This window comes from Sinomonas sp. G460-2 (genome assembly GCF_047759905.1).
Taxonomy (GTDB): domain Bacteria; phylum Actinomycetota; class Actinomycetes; order Actinomycetales; family Micrococcaceae; genus Sinomonas.
On sequence record NZ_JBKZWT010000052.1, the window covers coordinates 1 to 18,513 of the forward strand.

Sequence of the window (18,513 nt, forward strand, 5' to 3'; positions counted from 1 at the left end):
CCCGTCCTCCGGCGGAGGATCTGGCCAGGCTCGCGGCGCCGCGTTCCCCGCCGGTGCCCGGCAAACCACGTGGAACGATCCGTCCGACCGGATCTTCGATCGGGACGACGACCTCGAGGAAGACGACGAGTCCACGCGACCAAAGTCCGTGCCGTGGCTAGTGGGCGGCATCCTCGCGCTCGTGCTCATCATTGCCCTGATCTTCGCGTTCACGACCCTCGGCAGCGTGTTCCAGCCCCAGGCATCGAGCCCGAAGACAAGCGCTTCGCACTCCGCCCCGGCCTCCGACTCTGCGTCCGGGGGCCAGTCGGCGCCCCCGGCGCCCGTGGTGGCTCCGGCCATCGAGTCGGTCACGCGCCTCCACCCGGAGGAGCTCTCGTTTGCCGATCAGTTCGACTCCAAGCTTTCCGCCACCTACGACGGCAACCCGGCGACGTACTGGTCTGACATGGAGTTCGCCCGCGAGGACTGGGGCGGCTTCACCAAGAGCGTCGCGCTTGCGGTCAAGCTCAAGGACGCCTCCGACATCAAGTCGGTCGAGCTCGACCAGCTTGGCGGCACCGGCGGCAGCGTGAGCGTCTACACGAACTCGCAGCCGGACGTCACGGGCGCGACTCTCGTGGGAACGAACACGTTCAATACGACGCAGCTCGTGTTCCCGCTGCCGAACACCGTCAAGGCCCAGTACGTGATCATCCAGATCACAGCCCTTCCGCGGCTCGCCGCGCCGAAGACGCAGTACCCGTTCGGCCTGCGGCTCGCCGAGATCAAGGTGCAGTAAAGCGAACGACGGCGGCGCGCCCGCACTGTTGAAAGGCCGCCTGGAGCTTCGTGCCCCAGGCGGCCTTTTCTCATTTCTTCACACGAGCCATTTCTTCACACGCCCCTTGCACGCGGCGAGCCTTCGGTACCCTTGAAAGGCGGCGCGGCGGAATACCAACGTCCGTCGACATGTTGTGAGCTGTGGACGTACGGAGTCCAGCACGTCAGAAGAAGAGGTCAATCGCCCGTGAGCACTGCCGAAAGCATCGCCACTGAGATCCGCGACGTTATTGTCGTCGGTTCCGGTCCCGCAGGATACACCGCAGCCATCTACACCGCGCGAGCCAACCTCAAGCCGTTGATTTTTGCCGGTTCGGTCACGGCGGGCGGCGAGCTCATGAACACGACCGAGGTCGAAAACTTCCCGGGCTTCCCTGAGGGTGTCCAGGGTCCGGAACTCATGGACAAGCTCGAGCAGCAGGCCGCGAGGTTCGGCGCACAGATCGAGTTCGAGGACGTCGAGTCGATTGACCTCGAAGGAGAAGTCAAGCGGGTTGTCCTCGCAAACGGCGAGGAGCATTTCGCCCGCGCCGTGATCATCTCGACGGGCTCCGCCTACCGCGAGCTAGGGCTTCCGAACGAGAAGCGACTTTCTGGGCACGGTGTGAGCTGGTGCGCCACGTGTGACGGTTTCTTTTTCAAGGACCAGGACATCGCGGTGATCGGTGGTGGCGACTCCGCCATGGAGGAAGCGCTCTTCCTCACGAAGTTCGCCCGCACCGTCACGGTGGTTCACCGCCGCGAGTCGCTTCGCGCATCCAAGATCATGGCCGACCGCGCGCTTGCCCACGAGAAGATCTCGTTCGCCTGGAACAGCGAGGTGGCCGACGTGATCGGCGGCGAGAAGGTCACCGGCCTGACGCTGCGGAACACCATTGACGGTTCCGAGTCGAACCTCGCGGTCACCGGCGTTTTCGTGGCCATCGGCAACGACCCGCGTACCGATCTCGTGAAGGACGTCCTCGAGCTCACCCCCGAGGGGACCATCGCTGTCGAGGGCCGGACCTCACGTACGAACGTCCCGGGCGTCTTCGCCGCCGGCGACGTCGTCGATCCCACGTACCGCCAGGCGATTACTGCAGCCGGGTCCGGTTGCGTTGCCGCCATCGACGTCGAGCATTACCTCTCAGACGTCGAGGCACGCAGCCTCGCCACCCAGCAGGCCTAACTCCTCACCACAGATCGGAAGGCAGACATGAGCAACGCCCGAGACGTCACCGACGCCCAGTTCACCGACGAGGTCCTTCTCTCCGAGAAGCCCGTCATCGTCGATTTCTGGGCCGAATGGTGCGGGCCGTGCCGCAAGGTGGGCCCCATCCTCGACGACATCTCCGTTGAATATTCGGAGAAGGTCGACGTGGTGAAGGTGAACGTTGACGACAACCCGAACATCGCGGCCGAATACGGTATTACGTCGATCCCTGCGGTGTATCTCTTCGAAAGGGGCAAGGTCACCGGAACGGTGATCGGTGCGCGGCCGAAGCAGTACTTCGAGAAGGAATGGTCCGAGGTTCTCGTGAAGTAGATCCCGACCAACAGAAGAGGGCGCAGCCGATGGCTGCGCCCTCTTCTGTTGTCTGCGCCCTTCCGTTGCCCCTGCGTAGGGTTGGTGAGGGCGCTGCCAGGCCGGTGAGTGCTTGTTCGGACCACCCGATCACCTTCGCCTCCGTTTCACGTGAAACGCGCGAAGCTTTGCTGCTTTGCGCAAACCTGGCCCTCTGCCGGGCTACTCGCTCAATTCGTCACCATCCAGACAACGTGGCAGACCCTTCCAGCACGACAGGACGAACACCTTCCAGCACGACGGGGCGGACACATGCTCTGTTTCACGTGAAACGTGGAGCTAACCACAGAGGTTCGCGTGAGGCGTAGGGCCCTCGTACAGTTCGCCGGCAACTCAACGCATCGCTGGATTCTGCGGTTCCGACCACCGAAGGCAGTGTATCCCCGAGCTGATGACCCGAAGCGATCGGCAGTTCTCCTCGGGGCGCGCGGATCAGCCCGATTTTGGGCCCGCACGAATCCGAAACGCCGTCGTTCGACCACATATCGGCCGAGCCAGCCGTCTAAGATCAACCAATCCGCCCTGAATCAATAGAACCGACCACGCGCGAATGCCGACGGTTCGAGATGGCGCAACTGGCCGTACTGGCGGTGCCACACGACGCCAAAGGGGCACCCGGAACGAATCCTTCGTCGCTGCTCGACCCCGAAGTGGGCAACGGATCGACTCCTCAGCTCCACATCAGTCCAAGCGCGTGCTGTGGCTGCTCAAAGCTGCCCCGGCCCGCCCGCGTTGGCTTGGCCGAGGACTTGAGCAAGACTCCGATTTCTGAATCAGAAGTGCACGGACGGTTCCAGAGATCCGGCGGCGGGCAACGACTCCAGGCGCTTTCGACACGAGGGTGTCTCGGCGTGCCGGCATCGCCCGATCCGCACCGTCCTCGACGCTAGGCGCGGCGGCGACCGTCACCCGGTCGGGGTCCGCGCGACGGCCTGGGCCGAGGTGCCCTGAATTCAGTCCCACGGCGGTCGGCTGCCCGAGTCCGGTCGCCCGACAGCGCTCCCGGACGGACTCACCGGGTCGGGTGAACACGAGTTGTGACTCCCCTCGCTGCTCGGCCTTCGCCACGAAGCACCCCAGTTGAAGATTCCGGCCTACCGGGGCCGCCCGACCGCGGTTCCGTCACAGTCGACTCAGGCGCCCGACGCCCGACCCCGGCACCCGGGCCGCTTGTCCCAAACGTCATCGTCCCCGAGCGCCCGGCTCTCTTTCGCGCGCCGATCTCCATCCCGCCTGTCCCAATCACGTGCGGTCGGAATCGAGCACCTGTTTCACGTGAAACCGGGCCCTTCTATTGCCCAACGTCGTTTCACGTGAAGCATCAGATCCATCAAGCACCTCACGGCCAAGCCGCGGCAGCTCTTAATCGTCAGAACAAGAGCCTTTCGGACCTAGTCACCACCGACACGCCAAGGACTTTCAGGGAGTAGCGATCAGACTTGGACTTTCTGACTCAGTCGCTTCAGTCGGACACTTGGTCCAAAGCCAAGCACCTAAGACGATCCTTCCTCGGCCACCCTGGTAGCCCTACCACCCTCCTGCCTCATTATCGAGGAACCGGGACGCCTGCAGTCACCCTCGGGGCGACCGGACGCTCCTCAGTCACCCTCAGCTGCATCAACGCGACGGGGCGCTTCTCCGCCGCCCGCAACGCCGACATCGCCACAGGGCACCCAAACCGGCGTCAGCGCATCCAGCACCAAACGACGCTCCCCGGACGTCCACGAGGCGCGGGACGCTCCTCGCCCGCCTACAGCCCCATCGGCGCCATCGGCGCCATCGTGCTGTCCCTGGTCACTCTCAGCGCAGTCAGCGCTGCACCACACGCCCCGACCCCCTCGCAAAGCGTCGGAACCGCGTGACGCTCCCCGGTCACTGCCAGCGCCGCCGTCAGTACCAAAGGACGCTCTCCACACGGTCGCACACTGCGCCGCGAGACCCCCCGACCACGCTCAGCCGCAGAACGCTCCTCAGCAATCTGCACCCCCCGGCACCGAATGCCCCGGTCAGCCTCAGCTCCACGGGGCGACTCCACGGCATGCGTAACGCCCCTCAGCCACGATCGGCGCCGTCAGCGCCGCACGACACCTCCCCCTGGCACCCCCAAATTCGCAACACACTCGGCGCCCTGCCTCGACGCCACACCATCGATCAACGGGGCCGCTCATACGCCACCCTCATGCGGACCCACGCGAACCCCTCGCAACCTATCGCTGGCCGACGAGCTCCCCACCCAGGATGAGTCGTTATGAGGTTCTGGGCAGTGTCCACCGCGATGGTTGTCCACCGAGATCGTCGCGACCGACCGTCAAGAGCCCCGGGATCCACGCTGGTCCCCAGCCCGTGGCGCAGACGGAGCCAAGCGCTCGGTCACCCGCCGATGCGAACGGAGCCCCCCGAGCACGAACGCAAACTGGTGAAGAGCCAAAACGCCGCATAGGCCTCACCCCGCCTGAGCTCTTCTACACAGGGTTATCCACTGACGTATCGGGCGATATCCACAACGATTTCCACAGATGTTATCCACAGTCGTGGACTGCAGTGTGTGGACACTTCTCGAGTCCTCGCGCACTCGGCCACCCTGGGGGCACCGACGCCCACCGTCCGCACATCAGGAGCAACGCGAGCCAAACATCCATACAATCTGTGGTCCGCCCATGCCGCGCAACATCCTGCCGATATCAGCTACGAAACGCGCATCTAACGCGTCGATATTTGTGTCATCGGGCAGCACTTTGCGGCGCGGGGATGTCAGTCTCATTGCATAGAACGTGGATCGTGCTCGAAATCGCCAGGGAGTCGGTCTCTCCGTGAGCATGTCCCAATCGACGAACCGCCGGTCTACTGAGGCGTATTCGAGCGACTATCCACAGACCTCGATGTACTTGTGCAATCGGACCGATCCGTTATCCACAGGGAAATCCACAGGCATTTTCCACATGTCAGATGCGGGACACGGCTCGGCTGCTGAGCCGCGTCCCCTGGCGCCGCGACGGTCCCGCGGCGCCAGCAGCCTGAAGTGTGGAGCCTGAGGGCTGGGACCTGGAGCCAGCGGGCAGGCGGACCTCCTGGGTCACTGCGGGCCTAATGCGCGAGTCGGGTGGGGACCCATCTTGGCCGGACACAGCGGTGGCGGGATGGACACGTAGGGCGACGCCTTGAGTGGCTCAGCGAAGTGCGGACCCCATTCCGGTCAGGTTCCAGGTCACGCCGCGTTCCGGCCAGGTTCCAGGTCAGGTTACCGGTCAGGCGTTAGAGAGGGATCCTGTCCAGGTCGAAGACTGTGTTTCACGTGAAACGGGCCCGCCCTCTGGCAATCCGTCCAAATTCCGGCTGGCTCGCCGAGAGCGTTTGGGTGGGTCGTGACTCTTCATGAACAACCGGTGGGTCGACCGCGATGGTCGACGATCTCCAACGCACGATCAATCTCCAACACGTCAGTCGTGTTTCACGTGAAACATCGGCGTGACCAAGATTGGCTGGGTCAGGAATGGCGGGTCGACTTCACTGACCGTCCGGAGCGTCATCAAAGTACAAATTCACGGCCGCCGCCACCGAGGATCATCGAACCCCCGGACGCGCCAGACCAAGCCCCCTGTTTCACGTGAAACAGAATCATGCCGATCAATGGACTAGCGATCCGAGCCGGAGCCCCAGGGAGACAGTCTCACAAGCGCCTTGTCATATGCCATCCAAACGCCCGTCCAACGAGCCGAGCCGATCACCGACGGCCCCGTGTTGGCACTCCGACCCGCCTTCGCACGCCCGCTGGCCTCAGCACACCGATCCGCCTTGGCACTCCGACCCGCCTTGGCACGCCCGCCCGCCTTAGCACGCCCGCCCGCCTTAGCATGCCCGCCCGCCTTAGCATGCCCGCTTCCCTCAGCACACCGATCCGCCTTGGCACTCCGACCCGCCTTAGCACGCCCGCCCGCCTTGAACGTCAATAGCCTGTCAAGGCCGCTCCACCTTGGACATTTCCGCATCTGAGCATTCCCGACCACGACAGCGAAGACGCCCCCGGTCTTGTTTCCACGAGTCCAGACTGCCCTCGCTCTCTGGGGCCTTCTACCGTCCTCGTACGCTCGAGATGAGAACCACGCACAGGCGTAGGCCCCAACGATCAACCTGAGTCCCGCATGTCCCAACTACGGGGAGTCAACGACAGTCACGAGCCGGGGACCTGCCGGCCCCCGACCGCGGGCAGGGCAAGAGCGGCCACGGCCCGGGGACTTGCCGGCCGCCGACTACGCGCAGGCGAAGCGCATTCACGTCGAATGGCGAACGTTCCGTCTCAGTGTCGATACCGGCGCTAGGAACGTGGCCGCTACCCGGTCCTGGTCTGCAAAACATTGCGCCGTCTGGAGAATTCGCATCGGTCAGGTCCTCGAGGGTCGTTGTGCCGTCGACGAGTCCACCGGGACCGAGCGCGGCCGATTCGACTGAGCAGCAAAGACACCTAAGGCCAGCATTTCAATGCTTCCGCGGTGGCACATACGTGCCCGCGACGTCATACAACGCTCCAAGGCCAGTCGCACAGGATGCTTTGGCCACCTAAGGGGATAGCAAGGCCTCGTCATCTTCCGATCCACCGCGGATGCAGCCAGGAGTACGAAAAAGGCACCCTCGCGCCCTGGGCGTCGCGGCGGCGGCTCTGTGACAGATGAGCTCCCGTGTCCACCCATAGAAGAGCATTGCTAGGTGGATGAAGATCCCGAGTCAGTCGAGGCGTTAGGGGCCGGTGTGTACGGGAGGGTCGCCGGAGCAGTCGGAGCCCCGATCTTTGGAAAAGCGCTCGGTGCCGCCCCTCTGCGGGTACTAGAGGCAGAGCGCGTCTCGCCCTCACCAGTCGGACTCAATTGTTGCGGTCGGCCGAGAACCTCGCGCCGCCGGCATTGCTGGCCGTATCGCTCGTGCTCGCCGTTTCACGTGAAACGGCGAGCCGAGGCCGCCCCATGCGAACCAATTGCCGTAGGTCCGCGCCCCTTCAGGCTGACTACGTCTCCTCATCGTTTCACGTGAAACGCGCACGGTCCACGCGAAATGAGCACGTTCGCCTTGATGGCTCAATCGCACCACGCGGATCTGCTACTCACCAGGCAACGAAAAGGACCCCCTCCATTCGGAGAGGGTCCTTCACGTTCGGCTACCAAACCGAGGGCTACTCGTCACCGGGACTCAGAACCCCCATGATGCGGTTCAGATCCTCGACGCTCGCAAACTCAATGCTCACGCGCCCCTTACGAGCTCCGAGCGTGATCTTGACGTTCGTATCGAGCCGATCCGCGAGAGAGGAGGCGAGGAAGTCGAGGCGCTCGTGGCGAGCATTCGGCTTCGGGATGTTGGAGCGCCGGGGCTCACCGGGGTCCTCGTACAGTGCGACCGCTTCCTCGGTGGCCCGAACGGAAAGACCCTCGGACACGATTCGCTGGGCAACGCGCTCCATAGCCCCTGGATCCGGGAGTGAGAGAAGAGCCCGAGCATGTCCGGCAGAAAGAACGCCGGCAGCCACGCGTCGCTGAACCAGCGGAGGAAGGCGAAGCAGTCGAATAGTATTCGAGACCTGCGGACGGGATCGACCGATGCGATCCGCGAGCTCCTCGTGAGTTGTACCGAAGTCCTCGAGCAGCTGCTGATAGGCAGCCGCCTCTTCAAGCGGATTCAGTTGGCTACGGTGGAGGTTCTCAAGCAGAGCGTCGCGAAGAAGATCGTCGTCGCTCGTGTCCCTGATGATCGCAGGGACGGTCTCAAGCCCAGCCAATTGGACGGCACGCCAACGGCGCTCGCCCATGACGAGTTCGTAGCTTTCGCTACCGGCTTCGGTTGACTTCCGCACCACGATCGGCTGGAGGACGCCGATCTCCCGGACGGAGTGCACCAGCTCGGACATCTCGTCTTCGTCGAAGACCGTGCGGGGCTGCTTCCGGTTCGGGTGAATATCGTCGACTCGGATCTCGGCGAACTGTGCACCGGGAACCTCAACGAGATCGAGTTCGTCCGAACCAGACGAGGGTGCGGACGCAGCCTCAGCGACGGCCGAAGAATCGGACGCCGTCGGCCGTGCGGCTGGCGCCTTCGGCTCCTTCGCGGATGAGGCCTTTGTCGCGGGGGTCTTCGTCGCCGGAGCCTTGGAACCAGACTTGGACCCGCCGGACCTGGGTGTGCCCTTCGGTTCCTCAGCGGCGGCCGGTACCGGCGAGGTCGACTCGGCGGCCCCGGTCCCGGTCTCGGTCTCGGTCTCGGTCTCGGTGGGAGCTTCCGAAACGTCACCCCCGCTAGTCGACGCCTCGGTCGAAACCTCGGTGTCCTGCACGGCGCCGTCGGACGTGGCTCCGTCGGACACGGACGGGTGCGACGTTGGGGTCTCGGCGGACGCCGCATCGAGCGGTTCGCTCGCTCGCCGGCTTTCGGGGAAGAACAGATCGACGGGACGTGATGGCGCAACCGTCCCGCCGGCGGCCGTCCCCGAGCTGGGGATCAGCGCCCCCAAGCCACGGCCCAGACCACGGCGCTTCTCGCTCATGCGCGGACTTCCTCCTTTGAGCCCTCGGACGTGAGGGTCTGACCAGTATGCAAAACTCAGCGTTCGGCGATCTCGGCCGCCGCCTCCATGTAGGAGAGCGCCCCCGTCGACGAGGGGTCGTACGTCATGACGGTCTGCTGATAGCTAGGCGCCTCGGAAATGCGTACCGAACGCGGAACCACAGCCTCGAGCACCTGCTCGGGGAAGTGCTCGCGGACCTCAGCAGCAACCTGGGCGGCCAGATTGGTCCTGCCGTCGTACATCGTCAACAGGATAGTCGAGACTCGAAGCCCTGCATTGAGATGCGTCTGGATCATTTCAATGTTCTTGAGCAGCTGGCTGAGCCCCTCGAGCGCGTAATACTCGCACTGAATCGGGATGAGCACCTCGTCCGCAGCGCAGAACGCATTGACAGTGAGGAGACCGAGGCTCGGCGGGCAGTCGATGAAGATGTAGTCGAGCCGCTCACGCCCCTGCTCAGCCCGCTCCTTCGCGTAGATCTCGATAGCCCGGCGGAGCCTCTGCTCGCGTGCGACGAGAGACACGAGCTCAATCTCGGCACCTGCGAGATGGATCGTGGCCGGCGCGCATTCAAGACGCTCGACGTCGGGGCACAGGCTCACGACCTCACCGAGCGGAACGTCGTTGATGAGCACGTCGTAAATGCTCTCGACTTCGGCGTGATGCTCAATTCCAAGGGCCGTGGAGGCGTTGCCCTGCGGATCGATATCGATGACGAGCACGTTGAGGCCCGACGCCGCGAGGGCAGCCGCGATGTTGACCGTCGTCGTCGTCTTGCCGACGCCGCCCTTCTGGTTCGAGACGGTGAAGACGCGCGTCGCCGCCGGCTGGCGGAGCTTGCGCTCGCTCAGGCGTTCACGCCGCTTCGCCTCACTCGCGAGCTGACTGCCGATCGGGCTGTTGTCATCGACCGCGGTCGACGAGCCGGCCTTGACCTTGTCATTCGAGACTTTGGTCGGGGAATCAACCCGCACAGGTTGAGCCGACGAAGAAGGTGCCACAGTTCCCGAACGCGCCGGCCCCAGGGATACGAAAGGGGGAATCCGCTGAGCCGATGACTCGTCACTGGTCACTGTTCACTCACTCTCGGTTCGCGTCGATTTCCTCACTCTAGCCTAGCCGGTAGACGCAGACCCCCGGCCGATCACGCCGAGTCGACGGCGATCCTCACCACCGTCGTGGGCTCCTCGAGGAGCCCCTCACCGATGACCCGAACCTCGGGATTCCGGCCCCGATATTTCTTGATGGCCTTGGCCGCTTGCTCGATCTCCTCGGCCGCGCTCCGACCCTTGATCGCCACGAGGGCGCCGGATCCGCCAAGCAGCGGAAGGGTGATCGGCACGAGCTTCGAAAGGGCCGACACAGCGCGGGCCGTAACGTAGTCGGCGTTCACGAGGTCCACTGCCTGCTCAGCTCGGACCCGGAACACGCGGACGTTCGTGAGGCCCAAATCGGCCACGACTTCCTCAAGCCACACGACGCGGCGCTCGAGCGGTTCGATGAGCACCATGGTCAGATCCGGACGCGCGAGGGCGAGGCACAGGCCAGGCAGCCCAGCCCCACTCCCGACATCGGCCACGGTCGCCCCCTGGGCAAACTCGGACTCGATCACGGCGCAGTTGAGAACGTGCCTGCTCCACAGTCGCGGCACCTCACGGGGGCCAATGAGCCCTCGCTCGAGACCCGACGTCGCAAGGTGCTCAACGTAGCGACGCGCCAGATCAAGGCGATCGCCGAACAGCTTCTCCGCGGCGGCGAGCTCCGCGCCCGCCAAGTCCGGAAGACCGCCGTCGTTCGCGGGAGCCGAAGCTTCCTGGTGCTCCGCCACGTCAGTCGGAGGAAACGACGATGTGGCGCTTGGCGCCCTCGCCCTCGGACTCGCTCACGAAGCCCAGATCGGCCACGGCGTCGTGAACGATCTTGCGCTCGTACGAGCTCATCGGGGCCAAGTGCACGGGCGAAGCGCCCGACTTGACCTTCTCCACGGCGTCCTCGGCGAGCGAGTGCAGATACTTGGTGCGCTCACCGCGGTAGCCGTTGATGTCAAGGACGAGCCGCGAACGGTTCCCCGTCTGCGAGAGCACCGCAAGGCGCGTGAGCTCCTGAAGGGCCTCGAGAACCTCGCCGCCCGTTCCGACGAGCGCGTCGAGCCCCTGGGTACTCTCGTCCGCGATGACGGAAAGGTACGTACGGCCGCCACGGACCTCGATGTCGATGTCCCCGTCGATGTCCGCGATGTCGAGGAGTTCCTCGAGGTAGTCGGCCGCGATGTCGCCCTCTTCTTCGAGACGGCTCAGCGGAGCCTGCTCGTCGTCGCCCGTCGCCTCGTCAGCCGAGGCGTCCTCGCCGTTCTCCCACTCCACGCTGCCGTCGGTGCCGCTCTCAGCGGCGGTCTCGGTAGGGGTCACTTCTTCCTCCGGTTCTTGCGCTGCGGCTGCTGCCGCTGGGTCTTAGGCTCGGGCGGCGGAGGCATGTCCTCGGGCTTCACGGCCTTGCCGGTCGTGACGTCGATCGGAGGAAGGCCCTTCGCGGCGCGGCGCTCATTGAGGGCCTTCGCGGCCGGGGAGCCCGGCGACGGCATCCGCTGGATCACGTAGAACTGCTGACCCATGGTCCACAGATTGCTGATGGTCCAGTAGATGAGCACGCCGATCGGGAAGTTGATGCCACCAATACCGAACACGAGCGGAAGGATGTAGAGCAGGATCTTCTGCTGGCGCATGAACGGGCTCTGCATCGCGGCCTCGGACATGTTCTTCGCCATGATCTGCTTCTGGGTGATGAACTGCGAGGCAGTCATCGCGACGATCATGAGGATCGAGAGGATCGCGACGACCACCGCGTCCCCGCCACCGCCATGCAGCAGCGACGCCGAGAGCGGCGCGCCGAAGATGCTCGAGTTGTGGAACTGGTCGACCTGATCGTGCGTCATGGCGCCGATGCCGGTGTTGTTCGCCTGAGCGTTGCTGATGCCGGAAAGGACGCGGAAGAGCCCGAAGAAGAACGGCATCTGGATGAGCATCGGCAGACACGCCGAGAACGGGTTCGTGCCGTGGTGCTTGTACAGCGCCATCTGCTCCTGCGCCATGGCCTGGCGGGAGAGCTGATCCGTCTTGCCCTTGTACTTGGCCTGGAGCTTCTGAAGGTCCGGCTGCAGCAGCTGCATGCCGCGCTGCGCCTTGATCTGCCGCACGAAGACGGGAATGAGGGCGCCTCGGATCACGAGCACGAGGCCGATGATCGAGAACGTCCAGGTCCAACCGCTCGCCGCCGGGAGGCCGATGAACGAAAGCGCCTCGTGGAAGGCCACCATGACGAAGGAGACCAGCCACTCAAAGGGCAGGAGTATTGTCCCAAGAGGGTCCATGTTGTTTCCTTATTCCTCGTCTCTCAAGCTGGCAGGGCCGCCGGAGGCGGGTTCGTCCTTCCAGTAGCGGTCGGGGTGGTTGAGCACCACGATCCGCGGCATGCGGTCGGCAGGCCAATGCCGGTGCCCGTCAGGCACCGGATCCAGACCGCCCGAATTCCAGGGGTGGCAGCGCGCGAGCCGACGAACCGCCAAGTACGATCCTCGCACAGCCCCGTGAACTGTGACGGCTTCGAGTGCATACGCCGAGCAGGATGGGAAGAACCGGCAGACCTGCCCGTACAGGGGCGAGATGAGCAGCCGGTAGGCCTTGAGCAGCACGATGAGCACGTTGCGTGGAAGGTTCCACACGAAACGTCCGACGGCGGCCGCCACCTGAGCAGGCGCGTGTCCCCGCGGAGCTTCACTCACCGCTGCCATCGAGGTCCTCCCGTGTGCCGCCGCCGGGTTGCGTCCCGCCGTCGACCGTTGTCCTGCCTCCAGTCGCCGGGCTCAGCCGGCGCAGGGCGCCGCGAAGCGCTGAGGCGTAGTCGCCGCGGAGGGAGGTCCAGTCGGCAGACGCCGCAGCGGGCAGAGCGCGCACCACAACGTCGATGCCCGTCGGCTGGTCCCGCAGCGTTTCCGCACTGGCTTCCCTCAGCCTCCTCTTAACGAGGTTGCGCGTGACAGCGTTCCCCACCGCCTTGGAGACGATGAAGCCAAACCGGGAAGGGGCTTCGCTTTCCGAAAGGACCGCATACAGCACGACGTTCCGGCGCCCTTGGCGGACGCCGGAACGTACGGTATGCGAGAAATCGGCACCAGTGCGCAGCCGATTACGGGCGGGAAGCATCCCCTGCCCCTAACGCAGCGTCACTGAGGGAGCCGGGCGCGGCCCAGCCTCAGGCCGAAAGCTCCGTGCGGCCCTTCGAGCGACGGGCGGCCAGGATGGCGCGGCCGGCGCGGGTGCGCATACGAAGACGGAAGCCGTGCTTCTTGGCACGACGGCGGTTGTTGGGCTGAAAAGTCCGCTTGCTCACGGTGTCACTCCAGTGGATCCGGGGCGTCTGCCCAGGCTGACTCTGGCGGACGCGGTATATGCGGTGCCTGCCGCCCGGCCGCGCCTCATGCCGGTTGCCCCGCTCAGCCTCGCGGCTGAATCGATGACATCCGAGGGCATGCGACAGGACAGTGTGCAGACAAAGGACTTAACGACGTTAGGGCACAAGGGCAAACCGCGTCAAACTCGCGCGTCGATCAAGGGGACGCCAGAAGCACTGGGAGCACGCTCCCGGTTGATTGTCCCCAACTGTGTCCAAGTCCACCCCCAGCCTGTGGACAGCGAGCTGCCGCGGATGCCTCGGTGAACTCCACCAGTGTAATTCACCGAGGGCTGGTGCCCTGCTGTCTTCTGGTTTTTCCGTCGTCTAGGCTTGCTCAGTGCACCTTGCTCGCGCGTGTGGATAGACGTGTGGAAAACCGCAGGTGCCAGAACACCGGCACGAAGCGGCAAGAAGGGCATATGGGGACAGACGAGGCGAACGAAGCCAACACTGTTGGCAGTTCGTGGCGGCGCGTGGTGCGCCTGCTTGAGGAGGACGACCGCGTTTCCCCTCGGCAGCGCGGATTCGTAGTGCTCGCGCAGGCGCAAGGACTCATCGGATCGACGCTCCTGGTCGCGGTCCCCAACGAGCTCACGCGTGAGGTCCTCCAGACCCAGCTCAAGGAGCCGCTCGACGCGGCGCTCCGCGGCGTGTTCTCCGAGGACATCCGCTGCGCGATCGACGTCGACACCGAGCTCGTGCCCATCCGCGAGGAGATCTTCGAGCCGCTCAAGCGCCCGGAGCCTGTCCCGGATCTCCGGCCGGCCCCGACCCCGCCGAGCACGTCGCAGGAGTTCGGTCGGCTCAACCCCAAGTACACGTTCGACACGTTCGTGATCGGTGCCTCGAACCGCTTCGCCCACGCGGCGGCCGTCGCGGTGGCCGAGGCACCAGCGAAGGCCTACAACCCGCTCTTCATCTACGGGGACTCGGGCCTCGGGAAGACCCACCTCCTGCACGCGATCGGCCACTACGCGCGCCGGCTCTACACGGGCATTCGCGTCCGCTACGTGAACTCCGAAGAGTTCACGAACGACTTCATCAACTCGATCCGCGACGATGAGGGCACGAGCTTCAAGACCACGTACCGGAACGTGGACCTCCTCCTCATCGACGACATCCAGTTCCTCGCGGGCCGCACGGGGACGATGGAGGAGTTCTTCCACACGTTCAACGCCCTCCACAACAGCAACAAGCAGGTGGTCATCACCTCGGACCAGCCGCCGAAGGCGCTTCATGGCTTCGAGGACCGCATGAAGTCGCGCTTCGAGTGGGGTCTGCTCACGGACATCCAGCCGCCGGACCTCGAGACGCGGATCGCGATTCTGCGCAAGAAGGCCAACAGCGAGGGCCTCTACGCGCCGGACGACGTGCTTGAGTACATCGCATCGCGGATCGCCTCGAACATTCGCGAGCTCGAGGGCGCGCTCATCCGCGTCACGGCGTTCGCGAGCCTCAACAAGCAGCCGGTCGATGTGGCCCTGGCCGAGATGGTGCTCAAGGACCTCATCACGGATGATTCGGCGCTCGAAATCACGTCGGACCAGATCCTCCAGGAGACGGCCGCCTACTTCAAGCTCACGGTCGAGGAACTCAACAGCAAGTCCCGCACGCGCACGCTCGTCACCGCGCGGCAGATCGCGATGTACCTGTGCCGCGAACTCACGGACATGTCGCTGCCCAAGATCGGCCAGGTCCTCGGCGGCCGCGACCACACGACCGTGATCCACGCCGATCGCAAGATCCGCGAGCTCATGGCCGAGCGCCGCGTGATCTTCAACCAGGTCACCGAGCTCACGAACAAGATCAAGCAGGCCCAGCGGGGCGTCTGAGCAGCCCCGCGCGGGGCGCGGACGACAGCAGTGCTGTGACCCGCCGTCGTTCTTGTCATTCCTTATTAACAGGGGCCTGTGGACAACCCTGTGGGAAGTTAAGTGCACATCCACGCCGGATGGGCTTAAACCCCTCGCCGTTCTGTGGAGAGTCCGAATGACAAGAATCCGCCGGTCCACAGCGACGGCCCCGCTCGTCCGCAACGAGTCAACACCTCGTGAACACCCCGACCCCGCATCGGATCAGGCCAAAACACGGTTTTCCACAGTTTCCACAGCAGTTGTTAACACCACCAATCACAAAATTCTTCAGATCCGTTAGACAACAGGAACCTTCCTCCCCGTACGGGCCCCACTCGATCCCCTTCCGAGCGACCCCCACGTTGAACGTGCCACCGCTCTTGCGGCTAAGCTGTCCACAGTGCGCGCTGGGACGCACGAATCGTTGAAAGGCGGGAACCCTTCCGTGAAGTTCCGAGTCGAGCGGGATGTCCTCACCGAAGCAGTGAGCTGGGCAGCGCGTTCCCTTTCGCCACGGCCACCGGTCCCCGTCCTCTCCGGACTCCTGCTCCGCGCGCACGACGGCGTGGTGAGCCTGAGCAGCTTCGACTACGAGACCTCGGCTCGCCTTGAGATCCCCGCGGAGATCAGCGCCGAAGGCACGATTCTCGTCTCGGGCCGACTCCTCGCGGACATCTGCCGCAGCCTCCCGGCCGCACCCGTCGACGTCGAAACGGACGGATCGAAGGTCACGCTCACGTGCCGTCGGAGCTCGTTCCACCTGGCGACCATGCCGGAGGCGGAATACCCGCCCCTGCCAGAGCTTCCGAACATCACCGGCGCCGTGTCCGGCGACGCGTTCGCCAAGGGCGTCTCCCAGGTGATCATCGCCGCGAGCAAGGACGACACGCTCCCGATCCTCACCGGCGTGCGGATGGAGTTCGAAAACGGCCTCATCACGCTCCTCGCCACCGACCGCTACCGCTTGGCGCTGCGCGAAATCGTCTGGAAGCCGGGCTCGCCGAGCGTCTCGACGAGCGCCCTCGTCAAGGCCAAGACCCTCAACGAGGTCGCAAAGACCCTCGGCGGCTCGGGCGAGCTCAACATCGCCCTGGCCGAGGACGATTCGCGCCTCATCGGCTTCGAGAGCGGCGGCCGCACCACGACCTCGCTGCTCGTCGACGGCGACTATCCCAAGATCCGTTCGCTGTTCCCAGACAGCACGCCGATCCACGCGATCGTCGCGACACAGGATCTCGTCGAGGCCGTGCGCCGCGTCTCCCTCGTCGCCGAGCGCAACACGCCCGTGCGCCTCGCGTTCTCAGAGGGCCTCGTGGTCCTGGATGCTGGCACAGGCGAAGACGCCCAGGCCTCGGAAGAGCTCGAGGCGCAGCTCACGGGCGAAGACATCACCGTCGCGTTCAACCCGCACTACCTCGTGGAAGGCCTCGGCGTGATCGAGACCCCGTTCGTGCGCTTCTCGTTCACGAGCGCGCCGAAGCCCGCCATGATCACGGCCCAGAAGGAGCAAGAGGGCGACGACGAATCCGATTACCGGTATCTCGTCATGCCCGTTCGTCTCCCGAACTGACGCGACGAGCCGGAGACACCCCGAGCCGGTCTGCCTTCTCACCCGCCTCCGCCCTCCCCAGCCCTCAGCCCCGAACGACGTCGAAAGGACACCCATGCATTTCGGATTGATCGGCCTCGGCAAGATGGGCTTCAACATGCGAGAGCGAGCGCGCAAGGCTGGCCTCGAGGTCACGGGCTACGACCGGAATCCGGACGTCGCCGACGTCGCGTCGATCGACGAGCTCATTGCCGCCCTCCCCTCGCCGCGCGTCGTGTGGGTCATGGTCCCGGCCGGCGAGATCACCGACAAGGTGGTCCAGGAGCTGAGCGACAAGCTGTCCGAGGGCGATCTCGTGATCGATGGTGGGAACTCACGCTTCACCGAGGACCAGCGCCACGCCGCGCACCTCGCGGCGAAGGGCATTCGCTTCGTGGACTGCGGCGTTTCCGGCGGCGTGTGGGGTCTTGAGAACGGCTACGGCCTCATGGCCGGCGGCGAGGCCGACGACGTTGAGCTCGCCATGCCGATCTTCGACGCCCTGCGGCCCGAGGGCGAACGCGCCGACAGCTTCGTCCACGTGGGCGGCATCGGCGCGGGCCACTACGCCAAGATGGTCCACAACGGCATCGAGTACGGCCTCATGCAGTCGTACGCCGAGGGCTACCAGCTCCTCGCCGCGAAGGACATCATCAACGACCTCCCGGGCACGTTCCGCGCCTGGCAGAAGGGCACGGTCGTGCGCTCGTGGCTCCTGGACCTCCTGGTCAAGGCGCTCAACGAGGATCCTGGTCTCGAGAACATCGGCGACTACGTCGAGGACTCGGGCGAGGGCCGCTGGACCGTCGAGGAAGCCATCGCGAATGCGGTGCCCGCCCCGGCCATCACGGCGGCGCTCTTCGCGCGCTTCGAGTCGCGCGAGGACAGCTCCCCCGCCATGAAGATGGTTTCCGCGCTGCGTCACCAGTTCGGCGGGCACGCCACTCGCCCCGCGAAGTAGCGCAAGGCAACGGGGTCCCTCCCGGTGTACGTCGAACGGCTCTCACTCACCGACTTCCGGAGCTACGCGCAGCTCGACCTCGAGCTTGAGCCCGGTCCGGTGGTCCTCGTGGGGCCGAACGGCGTGGGCAAGACGAACGTGGTCGAGGCGCTCGGACTCATGTCCACGCTCTCATCGCACCGCGTCTCCTCCGATGCGCCGCTCGTGCGGTTCGGGGCCGAGCAGGCGTTCGTGCGGGCGGGATTCGTGCGAGGGGCTCAGCGATCGCAGCTCGAGCTCGAAATTAATCCGGGCCGCGCCAACCGCTCGCGGATCAATCGTGGCGCCCCGCGCCGCGCCCGGGAGCTGCTCGGCATCGCCCGAACCGTCCTATTTGCCCCAGAGGACCTCGCGCTCGTCAAGGGCGATCCGTCCGCCCGCCGCCGCTTCCTTGACGAGCTCCTCACCGTCCTGATTCCCCGGCACGCGGGGACGCGGGCCGATTATGAGCGGGTCCTCAAGCAGCGCAACGCGCTCCTCAAGTCGGCCCGCACGTCGCGCTCGCGCGGCAATCGCGCACCCGACGCCCACGGCGCGACCGTCGAATCCACGCTCGACGTATGGGATCAGCACCTCGCGACCGTCGGCGCGCAGCTTCTCGCGGCCCGGCTCGAGCTCGTCGAGCGGCTCCGCCCGCACGTCGCGACGGCGTATGCGCAGCTCACCGACGGTTCGAAGGCGGCGCGGCTCGCG

Annotated in this window: 14 protein-coding genes and 1 pseudogene; 7 read left to right on the forward strand and 8 right to left on the reverse strand. The window is 65.2% G+C overall.

Annotated features, from left to right (window positions below; all coding sequences use genetic code 11):
- The 3 genes and pseudogenes from ACLN58_RS07715 to trxA form a co-directional block, all read left to right on the forward strand.
- Positions 1–781: pseudogene (locus ACLN58_RS07715) on the forward strand (ABC transporter substrate-binding protein); the annotation flags it as partial.
- A gap of 228 nt (positions 782–1,009) precedes the next feature.
- On the forward strand, positions 1,010–1,990 hold the full coding sequence (gene trxB, locus ACLN58_RS07720; protein ID WP_415854682.1) for a thioredoxin-disulfide reductase: 981 nt from the start codon (positions 1,010–1,012) through the stop codon (positions 1,988–1,990).
- A 27-nt stretch (positions 1,991–2,017) separates the two neighbouring features.
- A complete protein-coding gene (gene trxA / locus ACLN58_RS07725) occupies positions 2,018–2,347 on the forward strand; it encodes a thioredoxin (RefSeq protein ID WP_415854683.1) in 330 nt (109 codons plus the stop codon).
- A gap of 5,200 nt (positions 2,348–7,547) precedes the next feature.
- Here the strand turns inward: trxA and ACLN58_RS07730 are convergent.
- From ACLN58_RS07730 to rpmH, 8 genes are all read right to left on the reverse strand, one after another.
- Positions 7,548–8,909 carry a ParB/RepB/Spo0J family partition protein gene (locus ACLN58_RS07730; protein WP_415854684.1) on the reverse strand — a complete coding sequence of 454 codons (1,362 nt, stop codon included), beginning with the start codon at positions 8,907–8,909 and terminating at the stop codon, positions 7,548–7,550.
- A 56-nt stretch (positions 8,910–8,965) separates the two neighbouring features.
- A complete protein-coding gene (locus ACLN58_RS07735; RefSeq protein WP_415854685.1) occupies positions 8,966–10,003 on the reverse strand; it encodes a ParA family protein in 1,038 nt (345 codons plus the stop codon).
- Between the two features lie 71 nt (positions 10,004–10,074).
- Positions 10,075–10,758 (reverse strand): 16S rRNA (guanine(527)-N(7))-methyltransferase RsmG, encoded by a 684-nt coding sequence (rsmG, locus tag ACLN58_RS07740; RefSeq protein ID WP_415854686.1) that lies wholly within the window; start codon positions 10,756–10,758, stop codon positions 10,075–10,077.
- A gap of 1 nt (position 10,759) precedes the next feature.
- On the reverse strand, positions 10,760–11,338 hold the full coding sequence (locus ACLN58_RS07745) for a protein jag (RefSeq protein WP_415854687.1): 579 nt from the start codon (positions 11,336–11,338) through the stop codon (positions 10,760–10,762).
- Positions 11,335–12,297 carry a membrane protein insertase YidC gene (yidC, locus tag ACLN58_RS07750; protein ID WP_415854688.1) on the reverse strand — a complete coding sequence of 321 codons (963 nt, stop codon included), beginning with the start codon at positions 12,295–12,297 and terminating at the stop codon, positions 11,335–11,337. The genes ACLN58_RS07745 and yidC overlap by 4 nt, the downstream gene beginning before the upstream one ends.
- 9 nt (positions 12,298–12,306) lie before the next feature.
- A complete protein-coding gene (yidD, locus tag ACLN58_RS07755) occupies positions 12,307–12,717 on the reverse strand; it encodes a membrane protein insertion efficiency factor YidD (protein ID WP_415854689.1) in 411 nt (136 codons plus the stop codon).
- On the reverse strand, positions 12,701–13,129 hold the full coding sequence (gene rnpA / locus ACLN58_RS07760) for a ribonuclease P protein component (RefSeq protein WP_415854690.1): 429 nt from the start codon (positions 13,127–13,129) through the stop codon (positions 12,701–12,703). Before rnpA ends, yidD begins: the two co-directional genes overlap by 17 nt.
- A 49-nt stretch (positions 13,130–13,178) precedes the next feature.
- Positions 13,179–13,316 carry a 50S ribosomal protein L34 gene (rpmH, locus tag ACLN58_RS07765; RefSeq protein WP_127513203.1) on the reverse strand — a complete coding sequence of 46 codons (138 nt, stop codon included), beginning with the start codon at positions 13,314–13,316 and terminating at the stop codon, positions 13,179–13,181.
- Positions 13,317–13,798: 482 nt separating this feature from the next.
- On the opposite strand from rpmH, the gene dnaA reads away from it, so the two are divergent.
- From dnaA to recF, 4 genes are all read left to right on the forward strand, one after another.
- Positions 13,799–15,211 carry a chromosomal replication initiator protein DnaA gene (gene dnaA / locus ACLN58_RS07770; RefSeq protein ID WP_415854691.1) on the forward strand — a complete coding sequence of 471 codons (1,413 nt, stop codon included), beginning with the start codon at positions 13,799–13,801 and terminating at the stop codon, positions 15,209–15,211.
- A 466-nt stretch (positions 15,212–15,677) separates the two neighbouring features.
- Entirely contained in the window at positions 15,678–16,802 is a 1,125-nt protein-coding gene (gene dnaN, locus ACLN58_RS07775) for a DNA polymerase III subunit beta (RefSeq protein WP_415854692.1), read from the forward strand.
- A gap of 94 nt (positions 16,803–16,896) precedes the next feature.
- Positions 16,897–17,781 carry a phosphogluconate dehydrogenase (NAD(+)-dependent, decarboxylating) gene (gene gnd / locus ACLN58_RS07780; protein WP_415854693.1) on the forward strand — a complete coding sequence of 295 codons (885 nt, stop codon included), beginning with the start codon at positions 16,897–16,899 and terminating at the stop codon, positions 17,779–17,781.
- Positions 17,782–17,805: 24 nt separating this feature from the next.
- On the forward strand, positions 17,806–18,513 hold a 708-nt coding region (gene recF, locus ACLN58_RS07785; protein ID WP_415854694.1), incomplete at its 3' end, for a DNA replication/repair protein RecF.

What these genes read in the sequence shown, in the direction of transcription:
- gnd (WP_415854693.1), top strand. Translation starts at nt 16,897, where the DNA reads ATGCATTTCGGATTGATCGGCCTCGGCAAGATGGGCTTCAACATGCGA.
- yidD (WP_415854689.1), bottom strand. Translation starts at nt 12,717, where the DNA reads ATGGCAGCGGTGAGTGAAGCTCCGCGGGGACACGCGCCTGCTCAGGTG.
- ACLN58_RS07730 (WP_415854684.1), bottom strand. Translation starts at nt 8,909, where the DNA reads ATGAGCGAGAAGCGCCGTGGTCTGGGCCGTGGCTTGGGGGCGCTGATC.
- dnaA (WP_415854691.1), top strand. Translation starts at nt 13,799, where the DNA reads ATGGGGACAGACGAGGCGAACGAAGCCAACACTGTTGGCAGTTCGTGG.
- yidC (WP_415854688.1), bottom strand. Translation starts at nt 12,297, where the DNA reads ATGGACCCTCTTGGGACAATACTCCTGCCCTTTGAGTGGCTGGTCTCC.
- rnpA (WP_415854690.1), bottom strand. Translation starts at nt 13,129, where the DNA reads ATGCTTCCCGCCCGTAATCGGCTGCGCACTGGTGCCGATTTCTCGCAT.
- trxA (WP_415854683.1), top strand. Translation starts at nt 2,018, where the DNA reads ATGAGCAACGCCCGAGACGTCACCGACGCCCAGTTCACCGACGAGGTC.